Genomic DNA, 18,190 nt, shown 5'->3' with positions numbered 1-18,190 from the left:
CATGAGATGGCAAAGATGGGCCGCGCTGGCCCTAATGGGTGCCGCCGCAGCGACGCTTTACACCTTGATACCGGACTCGCCCGAACGCCCTTCCAGCCGGCAAACCGAAATCAATTCCGTTAAAGGAGCGGGGCAGGAACAAAAGCTGAAGCAAGCGATGCTTAAGCGCGATATGACTGCGACTGAACGCCTTGCCAGGCTTGACGCCAAAAAGCATCTCCGCAAGCTTGCCGATGCATATGCTTCCGCACGGCCGGGAGTCATCCCGGAAGACGCGGGCAACCTGCAAAAAGACCATAAGCAATTTCCTTCCTTGCGCTGGTTCTCCGGCGAGAAAGAACAGGAATTCCGGAGTACCCAGTTCAAAATGGAAGCGGGAGAGCAAAAACAATTGGACATTTATTTGAACTTTGCCCGGAAATCGCTCCGCAAAGGACATTCCTACGAATCTCCCGCCTTTCCACAGGGAAATCCGAAATACGTTGTGGCGGCGGAACCCGCCCCGGGAGGGAAACACGGCATGATTGCCGTCATGGATATGGCGATCCTGAAACGGGTACAGGATCATCAGCACAAAAATCTGCGCCTGATCCCGTATCCCAAAGAAGGAAAATACAAAGTGGAATCGGTACATACCGATACCCTGCATGACATTACCGTTAAAACCGGCCATGACAACGAAAAAGCCAGCCATTACTACGAGAACGAAATCGTCGTTACTTTCGCCCAGGCGCCCTCTGCCGCTGAAATGGAAAAGATCGAGGGTGATCTTCGCTGTAAACCTGCAAGAAATATCGGCAATACCTATATTTTCGCTTCTGAAACGATGGACATGAAACAGCTTAGATCCTATTTCAAAAAAAATTGGAAACCGAATTATGTGGAGCCACACTATCTATACATGACCAATGAAGACGAAATGAGTTCGTCCGAAGAAAGCCCGGAAATCCCCAATGATTTGCTGTTTTCCGAATACCAGTGGAATCTGCCGATCATTGAGACCAATCGGGGCTGGAAACTGTCCAAGGGCAGTGACGACGTCATCGTCGCGGTCGTAGACACAGGAGTCGATCTGAAGCATCCCGATCTCAAAGGCAGGCTGCTGCCGGGATACAACGTTGTCTCGACGGGAGACGAGCCACTTGATGACGTTGGACACGGCACGCATGTTGCCGGTATCATTTCCGCCAACGTGAATAATAGCGAAGGTATCGCCGGGATGATGTGGGGAGGCAAGATTCTGCCCGTAAAAGCGCTCGACGGCACCGGGTCCGGAACGACCTATTCCGTCGCGCAGGGGATCATCTGGGCGACCGATCACGGCGCCAAAGTCATCAACATGAGCCTCGGCAACTATGCGGATGCCCAGTTTCTGCACGAGGCGATCAAGTATGCTTATGACCGCGACGTCGTGCTGATCGCCGCGACGGGGAACGACAATACGGAACGCCCGGGTTACCCCGCCGCCTATCCGGAGGTCTTGTCCGTCTCGGCGACGGACTATCATCTTCAGCGGGCATCCTTTTCCAACTACGGCGATTACGTCGACGTGATGGCGCCGGGCGAAAGTATCGCCAGCACCTATCCCGACAACCAGTATGCCGCCTTGTCCGGCACATCGATGGCAAGTCCCCATGTATCGGCCCTGGCGGCCCTAATCCGTTCAGTGAATCCGGACCTGAAAAATACGGAGGTCATGGATATTATCCGTTCCAACGTTATCGATCTCGGGGATTCGGGTCATGACAAATATTTCGGATACGGGCAAATCGACGTATTTTCGGCGCTGGAAGCCGCGAGAGGCAATCAAGCTCCGCTGCAATTCTGGCCCCAGGCCATGCAGCGTAAAATGAACGGGATTTTGGATAAAGCCAAATAAAAAAACGGTTGGATGGAGGAAAGTCCTCATCCAACCGTTTTTACGATTTCTCAAGAAATAACATTTCAAGGTTCATTGCAAACATGACAAAAGTTGCAGTGAAGAAAGTTTGCCGTAAGCCGGGTTCTGTACTCTTTGCGGTAATGACGGGAACTACCCTCCCGCTTTTGAGCGACAATCATCTATCTAGGCCGCACATTACTGGGCGGCTCCAGCGACCAACCCGGACGCGCCTCGGGCTAAGGCTGCTTCGCGAAGAAGCTGCGTCCCATTAGGTCTTGCTCCAGATGGGGTTTACCAGGAACGAAGTCACCAGCGTTCCTCGGGGTCTCTTACACCTCGGTTCCATCCTTGCCTGTGCACGCTTTGCAGCGGCCATCGGCGGTCCATTTCTGTGGCACTATCCTTCGGCTCGCGCCGACTGGACGTTATCCAGCACCCTGCCCTATGGAGCCCGGACTTTCCTCCCGCGGCATAAAGCCGCCGGCGATTGTCTGTCAAACTTTCGAAGGCAACACTTGATAGTATACAGCGATTAGCTCGTAATCACAAGTAGGAATCTACAGGAAGGTAAACGGCTCTGTGTGGACTTCGGAAGGAAAAACCTTCGTGTCGTACCTGCTTTCCTGGAGTTTTTCCCGGAGCCAGTCGGCCACGCGGGACTTCATGATTTTTTCGGCGTTGTGGCCGGGATCGATTAGTGTTAATCCCGCCATTTCTGCATCCTGGGCGGTATGGTAATCAATATCGCCAGTGACCAATACATCCGCCCCTTTGAACATAGCCGCTCTCCAGTAACCGCCTCCCGAGCCGCCGATCACCGCCGCCTTTTTGATCTGGCGGCTCAAATCCCCGACAACCCGCACGGCAGGCACATCAAGTTTTTCTTTCACTCGCTGCACGAACTGTTCAAGCGTAACAGACTCTTGCAGCTTACCCACTCTTCCCAATCCAAAGGTCCGGCCCTTCAGATCCATGGGGTACAAATCATAGGCTACCTCTTCATACGGATGGCTTTTTAGCATCGCCTGGATCACTTTGCTGCGAATACTTTGCGGTACGACCGTTTCGATCCGTATTTCTTCCGCTTTCTCCATCCGTCCTTCCTTTCCAATATATGGTTCAGTGCCTTCACCGGGAACGAAGGTGCCGTAGCCCTCGATATTAAAACTGCAATGGCTGTAGTTGCCGATAGCACCCGCCCCAGCATTCAAAACCGCGTCCAGCACACGCTGATGATGATCCTTCGGCACGAATACAACCAACTTGTACAAATTGTCGGTATGAATATCTTCCACAGGCGCACTGCTCTCGATCCCGAGCACTTCCGCCATCCAATCGTTCATTCCACCCTCGGTCACATCAAGATTCGTATGCGCCACATAGACAGCGATATCATGCTTGATCAGCTTTTCGTATACTTTGCCCATCGGCGAATCGCTTTGCAGATTCCGGAGCGGACGATAAATGATCGCATGGTGGGCGATAATGAGATTCGCCCCGCGGGCGATGGCCTCGTCGGCCACCTGCTCGTTCACGTCAAGCGCCGTCAGAACGCCCGTAATTTCTTTTTGCAAACTGCCGAGCTGAAGGCCGATCTTGTCATCCTCCATCGCTACATGCTTGGGGGCAAGCTGCTCCATGTACTGAATTACGGTTTGGCCTTTTGCAAGCATGCCAGCACCTCCTTATACTGATTGGAAAGATTAAATAGCACCTCTTCTTTTTCACGGGCTGCCTCTTGTTTGGAAGCCGCCACCGAAAATATGATCTTATCCAGTTTCTCGATCTCCGATTCCCATTTGGCAAACCATGCTTCATTTGGCTGTTGCGTCAAGCGGGGCCCCATCAGCAGGAGCAATTCCTTGGTAAAAGAATTCGTGCTGCCGGGAATGGGACGTTCTTCATACAGCTTATCGTTTAAATCGCTTGCGGACGGGCTTCTCTCCGCCGTCAGAATCTCGTAAATTTTACCGTCTTCCTCCAAAATGACTTCTTCCGTCAAATACCAGCCATTAGAAAACAGCCAGCGCCGCACGAGGTCTTCACCGACATTAGGCTGAAGCACCAGACGGGTAACTCCCTCCAATTTATCGATTCCAGCCGACAGGATGGAGACGATCAAAGCTCCGCCCATGCCGGCAATTGTGACGGCATCCACTTCTCCCGGCGCGATGACGGCGAGACCGTTCCCTTTTCGGACAGACACCCGCTTGCCCTCTCCCGCTTCGGCAACCTGCCGCTTCGCAGCCTCCAAAGGACCCTCGTTCACTTCGCCTGCCACGGCAAAGCAAGCCTGTCCGCTTTGTACTGCATATACGGGAAGTAAAGCATGATCGGAGCCGATATCCGCAAACCTGCACCCCGACGGAAGCCGGTCCGCTATATGCTGTAATCTAGCTGAAAGTTTCATGATGACAACCACACCACCCATTTTTTTCTAAGTAGAAACAATAATGCAAATGCTGCAATAATTTTCAGCAAAATCAACAGTTCCATCCCTTGCGCAGATTGCTGCCTCAATAGAAGTGCATCAGCCTCAGGCATAAACCACAGCGTAAGCGATGCCGCAAAACAAACTCTGGCCAGCCGTTTTAGTCGATGATGGCTTAGCCACGTCAACCAAAATAACCCGAGGCTTAGCGGCAACCAAAGCAACTGGAGCATCCCCCACGACGCCTGCGGATGCAAACGCCCAAAGAAAAAGGCATACAGTAAAATCACGCATGCAAAGCCGCAATAATCCAAAATGCCGAATTGGAGAAATACTCCCGACAATAACCAAATGGTACCGCACCCGGCAATCAGCAAGATAGTCGCCGCATCTCCCGTCCAGCCCTGCAGGTTTATAATCCAGCTTCCCATACCCAACAGCAGCAGGCTTCCCGCTCCTGCCATTACCAGAGAAAAAGTCGGTCGTTTATGGCGGTAATAGCCCGAAGCGGCATAACAGCTTGAAGTAACAAGCAGTGCCGTTCCCATTTGCAATGGCCAGGGAAAAAAGCTAAAATAAAAAACAATAAAGAAAAAGAAGGAAATTAATCCAAAAGAAAGAAGCCATACTTTCCAGCTTCCCTGCTGTAATGATCCCAGGGAGAATAAGCTGCGCGGGGGCTCGGCCTTTTCGTCCCGGTACAAATTTTCAAGGAAATCGCAGTAATGTTCCGGCAGCAGCCGGCTTCGCCGCCATTGGCCGATTTCTCGTAATATGATTTCCCTTTTGTCACGTTCCAAGGCTTCACCTTCTTTCTGTGAAAAAAAAGACCTTGCTGCTTGGCTGCAGAAGGTCGGGAGTCTTTCGCTTATTCGAGGAAGTCCTTCAGCCGTTTGCTGCGGCTCGGATGCCGTAACTTGCGGAGCGCCTTCGCCTCGATCTGGCGAATTCTCTCCCTCGTTACGCCGAACACCTTGCCGACTTCCTCCAGCGTCCTCGTTCGGCCGTCATCCAACCCGAAACGCAGGCGAAGCACATTCTCTTCGCGTTCCGTAAGCGTATCAAGGACATCCTCCAGTTGTTCTTTCAGAAGTTCGTACGCAGCAGCATCGGCAGGCGCCAAAGCTTCCTGGTCTTCGATAAAGTCGCCGAGGTGGGAGTCGTCTTCTTCCCCGATCGGAGTTTCAAGCGATACCGGCTCTTGAGCAATTTTCATAATTTCTCGTACTTTTTCAACGCTGAGTTCCATCTCCGCCGCAATTTCTTCCGGCGTCGGTTCGCGCCCCAACTCCTGCAGGAGCTGACGGGAAACCCGAATCAGCTTATTGATCGTTTCGACCATATGCACCGGAATCCGGATCGTTCTTGCCTGATCGGCAATGGCGCGCGTAATGGCTTGGCGAATCCACCAGGTGGCATAAGTACTGAATTTAAAGCCCTTTTTGTGGTCAAATTTCTCAACCGCTTTAATAAGGCCCATATTGCCTTCCTGAATCAAATCGAGAAACAGCATACCGCGGCCCACGTACCGTTTGGCAATGCTGACCACAAGGCGCAGATTCGCTTCGGCCAGACGGCGTTTGGCTTCCTCGTCCCCGTTCTCGATTCGTTTGGCCAGCTCCATTTCGTCATCAGCCGATAGCAATGGCACACGACCAATTTCCTTCAAATACATCCGAACCGGGTCATTGATTTTAATGCCGGGAGGCAGTGTGAGATCATCTTCAAATGTGAACTCATCGCCGCCTTCGCGCCCCTCCTCTTCATTATTCCGTCTCGTCAGCTCTTCATCACTGTCATTGGTGATGTCAATGCCCATATCAGCTAAATGTTCAAAAAACTCGTCCATCTGCTCTGGATCCTGCTCGAAAGGGGAGAGCTTCTCCATGATTTCTTTATAGGTTAATGAAGACCTCTTTTTTCCTTGCTCAATCAGACGATCCTTCACCTGATCCAGGGTTAGTTCCGATTCTAGTTCCGTATGCTGATCATTCGTCATTTCCTGGCTCCCTCCTCCCTAGAAACATCCGAAAGTCCATCCTTCTCGAGGTTGTTCAAAAGCAGCTTTTGAACACGCACTTCTACTGTCTCTCTAGGGCAATAATCTCACTTGCAATTTGTGCCGCACGCAAAAAATCCCCGGCCCGCTCAGCCGATACCATTTCTTCTTTCTTGCGTTTGATTTGAACTTGTAGCGGTACCTTTTGGATTTCCCGGATACAATCATCCAGCTCCTGCGTGCTCCACTCTACAGGCGTATCCATCATGGCGATGGAAATGACGGTTTGCTCCAACCGTTCATCCTGAAGCGATGAAATGAACCGGCTGGCATCCGGGTCTTTTCCCTGCGCATAATAGGCGTATAGATAAGCAGCAATCGCTGCATGTTCATCGATATTAAAGCTGTCCCCGAGACGATCGCCCACATACCGGGCGACTTCGTCATCTTGTAGCATAAAGGAAAGCAGCCTACGTTCCGCAACATGATAAGCGGGCAGCAGAACCGGCATGGACGCCTGCCCCTTTTTATGCCTACCATTATTCCACCTTTTGGCCGTATTATCCCCCATAGGTATGTTTTTTTGCATAGCCTGGCGCATTTCGTTGCATTCCTGCTTCAAGCTGTCAAAAGACACCTGAAGGTCGGCAGACATTTCCTTCAAATAAATCTCCCGCTCCGTTGGCGACGGCAAGGGTGCTATCACTTCGAGCGCATCTTTGATGTAAGCGACCTTTCCGTCTTCCTCTAGCAGTATATGGTTTTTTTTCAGATATATAAGCTTAAATTTGACGGATGAAACAGCCCCATCCAACACTTGATGCCTGAACCGTTCAGCTCCGTACTTCTGAATAAATTCATCCGGGTCCAGCCCTTCGCTTAGCAGGGCAATTTTGGTGTTAAAGCCGATGGATTCCAGAATCGGAATGCTCTTGAGAGCAGCGGCTTGTCCTGCATTATCCCCGTCGTAACAGACGATAATCTCGTCAGCGAGTCCCCTCATCATGGCCGCATGGCTTTCGGTCAATGCCGTCCCCATCGTGGCCACTCCGTTGTGAACGCCAGCTTCCCATGCGCTGATGACGTCTCCGTACCCTTCAAACAGAATAATCTGCCGGGATTTTCTGATCTCCGACTTTGCCTGATGAAGATTGTACAGCGTCCGGCTTTTGCTGAACAGCTTACTTTCGGGAGAATTCAAATACTTGGGTTGGCCTTCCCCGAGCACCCTTCCGGCCAAAGCGATGACCTTGCCGTTCCGATTGTGCAACGGAAATATCACCCGATCGCGGAAACGATCAACGTAGCCGGTACCATCCTGCTTTGCGGACAATAAACCGCCCTTCTCCATCGTTCCGAGATCAAAGGATCGCTTCTCCAAAAACTGAACGAGCGTATCCCATCGTGCCGGCGCATAGCCGATTTGGAACGTGTCGATGGCTTTGTCGGTAAACCCTCTGGATTTTAGATAGTCCATGGCCGGTTTGCCGTGTTCCGTATTTTTTAGCAGGAAATGATACAGCTTGGAAGTCCATTCGTGAGCCTGCAGCTGTTGTTCCAACTCCAGATTGCGCGGCGAGTCTCCCGAACTTCCCATACCGAAATCGTACGGGATATGCGCTTCTTCAGCCATCATTCTTACCGCTTCGGGAAAAGTAAGCCCCTCGATTTCCATCCGAAACTTAATGGCGTTTCCACCTTTGCCGCAGCCGTAACAATGAAAAATTTGCCGTTCGGGCGTCACCGTGAACGAAGGGGTCTTCTCCGAATGAAACGGACATAACCCTTTCATATATTTGCCCTGTTTAGTCAGATGAACGTGCTTGCCGACCGTGTCGACGATATCATGCTGCCGCAAGACTGCTTCGATGACTTCCTCCGGAATGCTTCCTCGTCCGGTACTCATCTAAACCACCTTCATCTTTCTTAAGACGCATTACACGTAAATAATAATTCGCTAAAATTGTACATTCTCCTGCATATCTCGCAAAAGTTTTAACAAGACTCCTGTAAAATGCAGCCGATCCTCGTCGGTAAAAGGCTTCGGGCCTTTGAAATATCGGCCCCCGCGCCGTGCCTTGGCATGATGATGGCGGCGTTCCAACAAATAATCAATATTCCCCGGGTGAAAGATTTCGCCCCGGGGAGACAAAGTTCTGCATGATTTGGCAATCGCCAATGCCGCAAGTCCATAATCCTGCGTGACGACAATGTCGCCCCTGGCGATATGATTGGCAATATACAGATCGGCGCTCTGCTGGCTCCTGTCCACTTGAACGATCTCTACCCCCTCGCTCCCGCGAAGGACATGATCGTACGATGAAACCATGAGGACCCCGACATCGTAACGACGAGCCGCTTCCATAATTTCCGTCTTAACGGGACAGGAGTCGCCGTCAACGACTATTCGCGAATTCAAGAGACTCCCACTCCCTTTCGCCGGACTCCCGGCTTTATAAGATGAACGACTCCCGCCGCTCTCTGCCTCATTAAATAACTGGAAAAGCTCCAGCTATTTCGGCCTTTTCCCCTCAACATCCCATATTAACTGGAAAACCTCCCGTTAATTCGAGCCCTAATGCCAAATTCCCGCCGAAAGAACAGAATTAGCTGGAGGTTTTCCATCAAATTGCTTCATGCGGCCATACAAGCTTGAATTAGCTGGAGGTTTTCCAGCTAATTCATTCATCCAGTTCCGTATTTAACGGCTGCTAACTACTTCGCGATCACAAATACGCTCCTCCGAATTACATTGCGATCAAACCCCGGATTTTGAACTACCTCATCTTAATTAGGTTTAAAAACCGGCTTTTCAGCACCGAGAAGGTGAACTTCCTCATATATTATGCCCAAACTAGTTTGCTGAAATCGGCGAATGCCTTCAAATCCTGATCGATCGCTGCCAGCAAGGCAAGACGATTCGTACGGATTTCCTCATCCTCAGCCATAACCATGACCGCATCAAAAAATACCGTGATGGTTTCTTTCAACTCACCAAGCTGCCGCAATGCCTCTGCCCCGTTCCGGCTATCCAGCAATTTCCGGTATTCATCCGCAACCCTGCGCCATGTATCATAAAGCACTCGTTCTGCCGGATCGCCGAGCAGATCGGACCGTACTTTGGCCGCTGAAGCCTTCGCCGCCAAATTGCTGACCCGTCCGAAAGATTCGACGGTCGTTTTGAAGTCGTCCCGCTCTTGGACAGCGGCCATCAAAGCGGCGCCGCGGTCTACAACGGAAACGACATCATCATAACCGGCAGCCATAACGGCATCGACTACGTCATAACGGAAACTGTCGGACAGTGTCTTTCGGACGCGCAGGCCAAAGAACTCCATCAAGTCTTTCATGATTTCTTCCTTGGTCCGTTTCAGCTCATGGAAATGCTGATGCGTATCTAGGGCAATAGCGAAAATATCGCTAAGCCGGACTGAAAGTTTATGTTCCAGAATAATCTGGGCAATACCGGCAGCCTGGCGGCGAAGTCCGTAAGGATCCTGCGAGCCGGTCGGAATAATACCGATGGAGAAGCAGCCCGCAATCGTATCGATTTTATCCGCGATGCTAACGATGGAGCCAACATCCGAGCTTGGTGCGTCATCTCCGGAGAAGCGAGGCTGGTAGTGTTCAAAGATCCCTTTTGCCACCGCCTCGGATTCTCCAGCTTTATGCGCATAATCTTCTCCCATGACGCCTTGCAGTTCAGGGAATTCATAAACCATTTGTGTAACCAGGTCGAATTTGCAAATTTCCGCGGTGCGGCTGATTGCTTCAGCAGTTCCCGTGTCAATGCGCAGCAGGTCGGACAATTTTTCCGCATTGCGGCGAATCCGGCGAACCTTGTCTCCGACGGTTCCAAGCTCTTCGTGGAACACGATGCTCTCCAGCTTCGAAAGCGCGTCCTTAATGGCCAGCTTCTGGTCTTCCTCATAGAAAAATTTAGCGTCGGACAGACGGGCGCGAAGCACCTTTTCATTTCCTCTGGCGATGACGTCGAGCGAATGCGCATCCCCGTTCCGTACGGTTACAAAGAATGGCAGTAAAGCACCTTGTTCGTTTAATACCGGGAAATAACGCTGATGCTCACGCATCGAGGTAATTAGCACTTCCTGGGGAATATTCAGGAACGACTCCTCGAATTTGCCGAACAACGCAGTAGGCGTTTCGACCAGGAACAGAACTTCTTCCAGCAAATCATCCTTAACCGCAATATTCCAGCCCTTTTCCTCGGCCAATGCTTTGATCTGTTCACTGATCATCCGTTCCCGTTCGTTAACGTCCGCGATTACATGCTGAGCACGCAAAGATTCCACATATGCCGATGGTTCGGAGATGGCCGTATCCTGGCCGAGAAAACGATGTCCTCTCGTCACGTTACCCGATTTTACACCGGCGACTTCCAGGTCGATGATTTGATCTCCGAACAGAGCCACCATCCAGCGGATCGGACGCACGAATTTAAAATCGTAGCTGCCCCAGCGCATATTCTTCGGAAAATTCATCGCATGCAGGATGTCTTGCAGTCCTTCTGCAATGATGGATTTCGTCTCAACGCCTGCATGGCTTTTGCTGACATAAATGTACTCCGTGCCAGCCAGTTCCCTGAACGTAAACAGTGCCGGATCGACTCCTTGGCTGCGCGCAAACCCAAGCGCGGCTTTGCTCCATTCCCCATTCTCGTCTAAAGCGATTTTGCGGGAGGGTCCTTTCACTTCCTCATGAACGTCTTCCTGTTTTTCCGCCACGTCTTTTACCAGTACAGCCAAACGGCGAGGCGTTGCGTAGCTCGCAACCGCACCATGCCGAATCACTGATTCCTCCAGCCATTTTTCCAGCCGCTGCTTCAATTGCTCCATGGCAGCGCGAATAAAGCGTGCCGGCATTTCTTCCATCCCGATTTCAAACAACAGATCCTTAGTCACGGACAGCACCTCCTTTCAGCAGCATCGGAAGTCCGAGCTTTTCGCGTTCTTCCAAATACGTAGCCGCCACCTGACGCGCCAAATTCCGCACCCGGGTAATGTAACCCGTCCGTTCCGTCACACTGATCGCCCCGCGGGCGTCAAGCAGGTTGAAGGTATGCGAACACTTCAGAACATAATCGTAAGCCGGGAAAACGAGATGCTGTTCCATTGCTTTGCCGGCTTCCTGCTCATACATATTGAACAGGGTAAACAGCATTTTTACATCGGAAATTTCAAATGTATATTTCGAATGTTCATACTCAGCCTGATGAAATACATCCCCATAACTTATACCTTCGACCCATTCCAGATCGAATACATTTTCTTTATCCTGAATATATGAAGCAAGGCGTTCCATTCCATAGGTAATTTCCACGGCGACCGGATGGGTCTCGATCCCGCCAACTTGCTGAAAATAGGTGAACTGCGTAATTTCCATCCCGTCGAGCCAAACTTCCCAACCCAATCCCCAGGCACCAAGCCCCGGATGTTCCCAGTTATCTTCGACAAAGCGGATGTCGTGCTCCAAAGGATTAATGCCAAGCCGCTTCAGGCTCTCAAGATAAATCTCCTGAATATTATCGGGCGACGGCTTTAAAATCACCTGAAACTGGTGATGCTGATACAGGCGGTTCGGGTTCTCCCCGTAACGGCCGTCCGCCGGACGGCGGGAAGGCTCCACATAAGCCACATTCCAAGGTTCAGGCCCGATCGAGCGCAAGAATGTCATCGGATTTAGCGTACCCGCGCCCTTCTCCACGTCATAAGGCTGAACCACGATGCAGTTTTGTTCCGCCCAGAACTGCTGCAGAGTCAAAATCATATTTTGAAAATTCATGAACCATATCTCCTTTACCGTTGTATGTGTCAGCTCAGCGAAAAGACGATACGAAGACACAAAAAAGCCCCGCCGCCTACGCCTGCTGCCAGACGTAGGGACGAGAGCGATGTCCCGCGGTTCCACCCTACTTGATTTGTTAAACACCGGTCAAGACCGGCATAAACGCAAATCCGCTTTTCACGATTCATTTTCCCACGCTCCCGAGGTGCCGTTTCATGTGTTCTTCACTCCGGGCTTCCACTTTCCCCGGATCGCTGAGTTTCGGTTAAGAACTCACTACTTTTCCCGTTCAACGCATGGGTCTCCTTGTAAGGAGAAATTATGATCTATGATAAATGAATTTAGGACGTTCGTCAAATCTCATACTTGTCCAGTTGGTCTAAAAATTGACGGGATTTAAGCTTAAGTCCAAGCTGCATATCTATAAAGGCGCGCATCACGGCTTTCAGTTCCCCCTTTGTGGCATCCTTCACTTCGATATTGCCCAGTCTTCTCAGATCCATTTTTTCAAAAAGGGTCAATAGTTTAAGACTTCCCGGCGAAAGTTGCAGCGCTGCGGGATCGTGATGCCGACAAGCTCGGCATAACCTGCCCCCCAAGCGGGGGCTGACTGCGCCCGAATCGTCTACCCGCCCGCAAGAGATACAGCTTTCAAATGAAGGTCCGTAGCCAGCCGCCTGCAGGATCTTCATTTCAAACAGATGAATGACAACCTGCGGATCTTTTCCGGCAGTCAGTCCCTCCAGGCAAGCCTTCAGTTGCGTGAACCAAAAGCTTCCTACCTCTTCATCCTGCAGCGTCTTGTCAAGCAACTCGCATGCATAGGAAGCATAGGCGGCCAGATACAGATCCTCACGTAAAGAAAAGTGAGATTCGATAATCTCACCTGAATTCAACGTACCCAGACCGCTGTTTTGACGAAAAAAAGCAAATTCCCCAAAAGTAAAAAGCTGGGTAAGCGCCGCATGACGGCTTTTCACTTTCTTCGCTCCGCGCACCAGCACCCCGATTTTCCCATGGGACTCCGTGCAAAGCGTAATGATTTTGTTGCCCTCGCCGTAGTCCATGCTGCGGATGACGATTCCCTCCACCCTGTATAGCATGTCTCTTCCCCCAAGCCTCGCCTATTTCATTCGAGGTATTTCATAAAATGCTCACTCCGCTTGCTCCTCCTGAATAAGCAGTTCTTCGGCCGCTGCGGCCTCTTCGTCGGAATTGCCGGCGGCTTCTTTGTACAACAAATAAGCATCGACATCTCCAGTCATTGCAAAATACTTCCACGAAAAATCTCGCATTCGTATTCACCCTTTCTTCGGAAATGACGCGTGCATCTTCAAAGAATAGGATGTGCGGGTGAACCCGAACTATGCGTTGCAATAACTCCCAGTATAAAAACGGCTGATCTTGCGATTCTTTCGCAGGCCCACACTCAAATCAGAAATCTTTGTGGAAACCCAAGTCCTTTAAAATCCGCTCTTGATTGCGCCAGTCTTTCTTTACTTTGACCCAAAGCTCCAGGAATATCTTGGAGCCCAGCAAATTTTCAATGTCATGTCTGGCCAGCTTCCCGATTTCTTTGAGCAGGGACCCCTGTTTTCCGATGATGATTCCTTTCTGCGAATCTCGCTCCACGAATATAACAGCCGATATATAAACGACTCCATTATCCTCCACCCGCATATCTTCGATGGTTACGGCAATGGAATGCGGTACTTCTTCCCGGGTCAGATGCAAAATTTTCTCGCGAATGAGCTCCGCGCAGACGAACTGCTCCGGATGATCCGTAACTTGATCTTCGGGGTAATATTGCGGGCCTTCCGGCAAATATTTGCCGATTTGTTCCAGCAGCGTATTCACGTTATTTCCCAGCTTTGCCGAAATCGGGACGATTTCCGCAAAGTCGTATAGTTTCCGGTACTCCTCGATAATCGGCAGCAATTCTTCCGGCTGAATGCGGTCGATTTTGTTCAGCACAAGAATTACGGGAGTACGAATATCCTTCAGCCGTTCGATAATAAAACGGTCGCCGCCGCCCAGCCCCTCTGCCGTATCCACCAAAAAGAGTACCGCTTCGACTTCTCCCAGCGTGTTGAATGCCGTTGTGTTCATGTAATCGCCGAGCTTGGACTGGCGTTTATGGATGCCTGGCGTATCCAGGAAAACTACCTGCATCTCCTCTGAGGTATATACGCCGTGAATTTTATTCCGCGTCGTTTGCGGTTTGTCCGACATAATCGCGATTTTCTGACCGATAATCTGATTCATCAAAGTGGATTTACCGACATTCGGCCGGCCGACGATCGCTACAAAGCCGGATTTAAATTTGTTTTTTGCCATGTTGTTAGTCCTTTCCGTACAGATGGTTTCTCCAGCCAATCTTATTTTTTCTCGTTTAAATTAGAGGAACTGAAATAATGAGGTAGCAGTTTCCCTACGGTCGTTTCAAGGATATCGCCCTTCAGATTGCCGAGAATAACCGGCATCTCCGGGCCGCACAATTCGAGCATTACCTGACGGCAAACGCCGCATGGTGCTATCGGCCCTTCCGTGTCGCCGACCACCGCCAACGCCTTGAAGGTTCCTGGCTGCAAGCCATCCGCAATCGCCCGGAACATCGCCGTCCGTTCGGCGCAGTTAGTCGGCGCATAAGCCGCATTTTCTATGTTGCAACCGTGATGCACATGCCCGTCCTGATCCAGCAAGGCTGCACCGACCCCAAAACCGGAATAAGGAATGTAGGCCGCCGCCCGGGCTTTAATTGCTTCCTGAAGCAAAACGCTATTTTCCATTTTATCATCTCCTCTAAAACTTCATAAACCTTTCCCAGCCCAGCCATGATAAGACCGGTCCGTAAAACAATAAAATCCCGATTAGAACGGCAAAAGCCGCGGCGATCAGAACAGCACCGGCTGCGGCATCCTTGGCGACTTTGGCCAGCCTGTGCCATTCCGGAGTCACAAGATCGACTGCAGCTTCAATAGCGGTATTCAACAATTCTGCCGTAATCACTAGAGATATAACGAGCAAGAGCAGCGCAATATCCCGGAACGGAAGACCAAAGAAGAACGCGGCCAGGAGAACGATTATGGCTGCCGCAACATGGATCCGCATATTTCGTTCGGTTTTCAGCGAATTCCATATCCCGTTCCAGGCATTTCGAAAAGTCGCACTCCAACTACGCCGGGATTCCATTATCGGACAAGCCCGACCTGGGCCAGAACGGCTTCCTGTTTTCCCATCATCACTTTCTCGCTTGCTACGTCCTGATGATCGTATCCAAGCAAATGCAAAAATCCGTGAACAAACAAAAAACCGATTTCGCGATTCAGCGAGTGTCCATATTCCTCCGCTTGAGCCTCGGCGCGTTCCACGGAAATAATGATATCCCCGAGCACATCGGTCAGTTCATCCAGTTCCTCATCCTCTTCGAGTTCATACACGATGTCCATTTCTTCGTCCAGCGACTCGTTCATGGCGAAAGACAATACATCTGTCGGCCGGTCGATGCCGCGATATTCCCGGTTTAATTCATGAATGGCATCATCGGTAACGAAGGTCAACGCCACTTCCCCTTCCGTAACGCCTTCAGCCTCGCCTGCCTTTTGAAGCAGCTTGTCCAGCAGTTCAATGAATTGTTCGTCAATATCCAGTTTATCCTGTTCATTGTTCCAAACCAGACTTAGACTCATTAACATCATGCCCCCTATCCTTTTCTTGCGTTGCTTTAGTCTTTTTGATCTGTTCCGGATATTCAATCCGTGAATGGAAGATTCCCATCACGGTTTCCTTTAACGTTTGGGCAATCAGATCAAGCTCGCGCATCGTCAAATCACATTCGTTGAACTGGTGATCATCCAGACGGCTCTTGATAATTTTCTCGATCATCGTCTCGACCTGTTCCACCGTCGGTTTGCGCAGCGAGCGAACCGCAGCTTCTACACTGTCCGCGATCCCTACCACCGCTGCCTCCTTGGACTGGGCTTTAGGGCCGTGATAGCGGAAATCCTCTTCCGTAAAATCCGGCTCCACGCCTTGTTCCTCAGCCAATGAGAGGGCCTTGTGATAGAAGTAATGCAGAAAGGTCGTTCCGTGGTGCTGCTCCGCAATGTCCCGGATCGGCTTGGGCAGTTTATATTCCTTCTGCATTTCAACCCCGTCACGGGCATGTGCAATAATAATCGACTTGCTCAATTTCGGATCGATGAAATCATGCGGGTTCTCCATATTGTTCTGATTCTCGATAAAGTAACTCGGACGTTTCGTTTTGCCGATGTCGTGATAATACGAACCGACACGGCATAACAGCCCGTCCGCTCCGATCGCTTCCGCTGCGGCCTCCGACAAATTGCCTACCATGACGCTGTGATGGTATGTTCCCGGTGTTTCGGTTAGCAATTTGCGAAGCAACGGATGATTCGGGTTGGATAATTCCACGAGCTTCAGCGCCGACAGGATTCCGAACGTGACTTCAAAGAACGGCATCAGTCCGATGACCAGGATCGTCGTCAACAAGCCGCCGGCAATGGCAAACCCGATCGCGTACAACGCGTTGGACTCCGTCCAGCCGTTATTGTTGATCACGATCAGCGTAAAGACGGCTGCGGAGCCGAACAGGCAGATCATGATGCCGGCCTTCAGGAGCGTAGACCTCTGGCTGGCACGGTGTATCGCAAAGATTGAAGCAAACGAGATCACGAACGCAAAAAATCCGAATTGAAAATCAAATATTTGTCCCTGATGGACATTTAGAATCACGCTTGCAAGTATACTAAACAGGATGGAACAAATATAAGCCAAAGAGAGGTCGATCAGCAGCGTAATCAACATGGCCCCGGTAGCCACAGGCGCCAGATAACCGATATAAGGACGCTGCTCGTTCTGCACGATGCCCGTAACATGCATGGAAATGATCGTAATCAAAATGATCATCAGCAGCATGACAAATTGAGAGTTGTTATATTTAAATCGGCTGACTCCTTCCGATTGGCGCATGAACATAATCAGTCCGAGCGCCAACAAGCATGACAGCAGCACCAGTCCGAACTGAGGCCAATAATTGACTTCGTCCTTAAGCAACCCGTTTTTTTCGAGTAGCGTATACATTTCCTGGGTAATTTTCTCGCCCTTTTCGACCAGAACATCCCCCTGCTTGATGAACACTGTCGGCGTATTCTCCCGGGCTTCCACCTTCGCCGTTTTCGTCGCTTCTTCGTCATAAAACTTGTTGGCGGTAATGGACAGCCGCGCCAGTTCTTGCACCACTTCGCGGGAAATCCGCTTGCTTAGCGAACTGGTGCTGACCATTTCCGCTACCTTTGCCCGTGCCGTTTGTGCGTCGATGATCTGATCGGTCATCAGACGGGCAACGATATCGGCGGCCACCGGCTTCATCTCATTGATATCCTCAGCCGTCAGTTTCGGAATCTTAATAAATGTTTCTTCCGAAATATGATATTGCTGTTCGTCTACCTTCTGCGTCACTTCCTGAAAAAGTGTCGATGAATAAGTACTCGAGCTACGATTATTCATAATGAAATTCTGGACGTGGTCCTTCAAGCGTTGCGGCAATTCTTCACGGTAAATATTAATCTTGTCTTCCGTCGCCACCTGATCATCCTGATTCAGCCGAAAAATCCGGTCAAGCAACTGCGAAACCAAAGCTTCGTTGCGAAGCGGCAGAATGGTATAGACTTGTCCCACCTTCTCTGCGGCTTCTTCCTGCGCCTTCAATGTTGCCTTCGTATTCGGAATTTCCATCGGAGCCAAGATCTCTTTATCGCTTGGCAACCCTACTGCAATATCATAAGTTTCAGGCAACAGTTTGGGAGACATGCTCACATAAAGCATAGCGATTAACAGCACATACAGTACGTAACGTACCGATGCGCTGTGTTTCCACCCTGCCGTTCTGGAATGAAATTTACTTTTTTCTTGGCGATACTTTGGGTTTGAGTCCATGGGGACAGCCCTCCTGAAAAATTTAAAGCCCTGCGAACCCTGTTACGCATTACTATAAACGCTGGAACGCGAATGTAATGCTAGATGAATCCTTTTCGGGAGGGTCCGGGGGCTG

17 protein-coding genes and 1 other RNA gene are annotated in these 18,190 nt (G+C 50.6%); 1 reads left to right on the top strand and 17 read right to left on the bottom strand.

The window, feature by feature from the left end:
* Position 1: 1 nt before the first annotated feature.
* Positions 2–1,879, top strand: a complete 1,878-nt coding sequence (locus DFP94_RS01885; RefSeq protein WP_114494744.1) for a S8 family peptidase — start codon at positions 2–4, stop codon at positions 1,877–1,879.
* A gap of 100 nt (positions 1,880–1,979) precedes the next feature.
* Here the strand turns inward: DFP94_RS01885 and rnpB are convergent.
* The 17 genes from rnpB to DFP94_RS01805 all read right to left on the bottom strand — a co-directional run bounded on the left by rnpB (position 1,980) and on the right by DFP94_RS01805 (position 18,075).
* An RNA gene (rnpB, locus tag DFP94_RS01880) (RNase P RNA component class A) lies at positions 1,980–2,385 on the bottom strand.
* 54 nt (positions 2,386–2,439) lie between these two features.
* Positions 2,440–3,555 carry a Nif3-like dinuclear metal center hexameric protein gene (locus tag DFP94_RS01875; RefSeq protein ID WP_114494743.1) on the bottom strand — a complete coding sequence of 372 codons (1,116 nt, stop codon included), beginning with the start codon at positions 3,553–3,555 and terminating at the stop codon, positions 2,440–2,442.
* Positions 3,531–4,292, bottom strand: a complete 762-nt coding sequence (locus DFP94_RS01870) for a tRNA (adenine(22)-N(1))-methyltransferase (protein WP_114494742.1) — start codon at positions 4,290–4,292, stop codon at positions 3,531–3,533. The genes DFP94_RS01875 and DFP94_RS01870 overlap by 25 nt, the downstream gene beginning before the upstream one ends.
* Positions 4,289–5,113 (bottom strand): hypothetical protein, encoded by an 825-nt coding sequence (locus DFP94_RS01865; RefSeq protein ID WP_114494741.1) that lies wholly within the window; start codon positions 5,111–5,113, stop codon positions 4,289–4,291. The genes DFP94_RS01870 and DFP94_RS01865 overlap by 4 nt, the downstream gene beginning before the upstream one ends.
* 68 nt (positions 5,114–5,181) lie before the next feature.
* Positions 5,182–6,312, bottom strand: a complete 1,131-nt coding sequence (gene rpoD / locus DFP94_RS01860; RefSeq protein WP_114494740.1) for an RNA polymerase sigma factor RpoD — start codon at positions 6,310–6,312, stop codon at positions 5,182–5,184.
* A gap of 82 nt (positions 6,313–6,394) precedes the next feature.
* A complete protein-coding gene (gene dnaG, locus DFP94_RS01855) occupies positions 6,395–8,218 on the bottom strand; it encodes a DNA primase (protein WP_114494739.1) in 1,824 nt (607 codons plus the stop codon).
* Positions 8,219–8,269: 51 nt separating this feature from the next.
* Entirely contained in the window at positions 8,270–8,731 is a 462-nt protein-coding gene (locus tag DFP94_RS01850; protein ID WP_114494738.1) for a YaiI/YqxD family protein, read from the bottom strand.
* A gap of 424 nt (positions 8,732–9,155) precedes the next feature.
* The gene (gene glyS / locus DFP94_RS01845) at positions 9,156–11,234 is read right to left on the bottom strand and encodes a glycine--tRNA ligase subunit beta (protein ID WP_114494737.1); all 2,079 of its coding nucleotides are present in this window, start codon (positions 11,232–11,234) and stop codon (positions 9,156–9,158) included.
* Positions 11,227–12,114, bottom strand: a complete 888-nt coding sequence (gene glyQ / locus DFP94_RS01840) for a glycine--tRNA ligase subunit alpha (protein ID WP_114494736.1) — start codon at positions 12,112–12,114, stop codon at positions 11,227–11,229. The genes glyS and glyQ overlap by 8 nt, the downstream gene beginning before the upstream one ends.
* Before the next feature lie 29 nt (positions 12,115–12,143).
* Positions 12,144–12,305, bottom strand: a complete 162-nt coding sequence (locus DFP94_RS25320; protein WP_181872991.1) for a hypothetical protein — start codon at positions 12,303–12,305, stop codon at positions 12,144–12,146.
* A 165-nt stretch (positions 12,306–12,470) separates the two neighbouring features.
* Positions 12,471–13,220, bottom strand: a complete 750-nt coding sequence (gene recO / locus DFP94_RS01835; RefSeq protein WP_114494735.1) for a DNA repair protein RecO — start codon at positions 13,218–13,220, stop codon at positions 12,471–12,473.
* A gap of 51 nt (positions 13,221–13,271) precedes the next feature.
* A complete protein-coding gene (locus tag DFP94_RS01830; protein WP_114494734.1) occupies positions 13,272–13,412 on the bottom strand; it encodes a YqzL family protein in 141 nt (46 codons plus the stop codon).
* 139 nt (positions 13,413–13,551) lie between these two features.
* Positions 13,552–14,454, bottom strand: a complete 903-nt coding sequence (era, locus tag DFP94_RS01825; protein WP_114494733.1) for a GTPase Era — start codon at positions 14,452–14,454, stop codon at positions 13,552–13,554.
* Positions 14,455–14,495: 41 nt separating this feature from the next.
* The gene (locus DFP94_RS01820) at positions 14,496–14,906 is read right to left on the bottom strand and encodes a cytidine deaminase (RefSeq protein WP_114494732.1); all 411 of its coding nucleotides are present in this window, start codon (positions 14,904–14,906) and stop codon (positions 14,496–14,498) included.
* A 13-nt stretch (positions 14,907–14,919) separates the two neighbouring features.
* Complete coding sequence (locus DFP94_RS01815) at positions 14,920–15,309, bottom strand: diacylglycerol kinase family protein (RefSeq protein ID WP_114494731.1); 390 nt, start codon at positions 15,307–15,309, stop codon at positions 14,920–14,922.
* On the bottom strand, positions 15,309–15,806 hold the full coding sequence (gene ybeY / locus DFP94_RS01810) for an rRNA maturation RNase YbeY (RefSeq protein ID WP_114494730.1): 498 nt from the start codon (positions 15,804–15,806) through the stop codon (positions 15,309–15,311). The genes DFP94_RS01815 and ybeY overlap by 1 nt, the downstream gene beginning before the upstream one ends.
* Positions 15,778–18,075 carry an HD family phosphohydrolase gene (locus DFP94_RS01805; protein ID WP_114494729.1) on the bottom strand — a complete coding sequence of 766 codons (2,298 nt, stop codon included), beginning with the start codon at positions 18,073–18,075 and terminating at the stop codon, positions 15,778–15,780. The genes ybeY and DFP94_RS01805 overlap by 29 nt, the downstream gene beginning before the upstream one ends.
* Between the last annotated feature and the right edge of the window lie 115 nt (positions 18,076–18,190).

It is taken from the genome of Fontibacillus phaseoli (assembly GCF_003337355.1).
GTDB lineage: Bacteria > Bacillota > Bacilli > Paenibacillales > Paenibacillaceae > Fontibacillus > Fontibacillus phaseoli.
The sequence above is the reverse complement of the archived record's forward strand: the minus strand, read 5'-3'. Positions and strand labels throughout refer to the sequence as shown.

What these genes read in the sequence shown, in the direction of transcription:
- glyQ (WP_114494736.1), bottom strand. Translation starts at nt 12,114, where the DNA reads ATGAATTTTCAAAATATGATTTTGACTCTGCAGCAGTTCTGGGCGGAA.
- era (WP_114494733.1), bottom strand. Translation starts at nt 14,454, where the DNA reads ATGGCAAAAAACAAATTTAAATCCGGCTTTGTAGCGATCGTCGGCCGG.
- ybeY (WP_114494730.1), bottom strand. Translation starts at nt 15,806, where the DNA reads ATGAGTCTAAGTCTGGTTTGGAACAATGAACAGGATAAACTGGATATT.
- DFP94_RS01885 (WP_114494744.1), top strand. Translation starts at nt 2, where the DNA reads ATGAGATGGCAAAGATGGGCCGCGCTGGCCCTAATGGGTGCCGCCGCA.
- rpoD (WP_114494740.1), bottom strand. Translation starts at nt 6,312, where the DNA reads ATGACGAATGATCAGCATACGGAACTAGAATCGGAACTAACCCTGGAT.
- dnaG (WP_114494739.1), bottom strand. Translation starts at nt 8,218, where the DNA reads ATGAGTACCGGACGAGGAAGCATTCCGGAGGAAGTCATCGAAGCAGTC.
- recO (WP_114494735.1), bottom strand. Translation starts at nt 13,220, where the DNA reads ATGCTATACAGGGTGGAGGGAATCGTCATCCGCAGCATGGACTACGGC.
- DFP94_RS01870 (WP_114494742.1), bottom strand. Translation starts at nt 4,292, where the DNA reads ATGAAACTTTCAGCTAGATTACAGCATATAGCGGACCGGCTTCCGTCG.
- DFP94_RS01830 (WP_114494734.1), bottom strand. Translation starts at nt 13,412, where the DNA reads ATGCGAGATTTTTCGTGGAAGTATTTTGCAATGACTGGAGATGTCGAT.
- DFP94_RS01815 (WP_114494731.1), bottom strand. Translation starts at nt 15,309, where the DNA reads ATGGAATCCCGGCGTAGTTGGAGTGCGACTTTTCGAAATGCCTGGAAC.
- DFP94_RS01805 (WP_114494729.1), bottom strand. Translation starts at nt 18,075, where the DNA reads ATGGACTCAAACCCAAAGTATCGCCAAGAAAAAAGTAAATTTCATTCC.
- DFP94_RS01820 (WP_114494732.1), bottom strand. Translation starts at nt 14,906, where the DNA reads ATGGAAAATAGCGTTTTGCTTCAGGAAGCAATTAAAGCCCGGGCGGCG.
- DFP94_RS25320 (WP_181872991.1), bottom strand. Translation starts at nt 12,305, where the DNA reads ATGAATCGTGAAAAGCGGATTTGCGTTTATGCCGGTCTTGACCGGTGT.
- DFP94_RS01875 (WP_114494743.1), bottom strand. Translation starts at nt 3,555, where the DNA reads ATGCTTGCAAAAGGCCAAACCGTAATTCAGTACATGGAGCAGCTTGCC.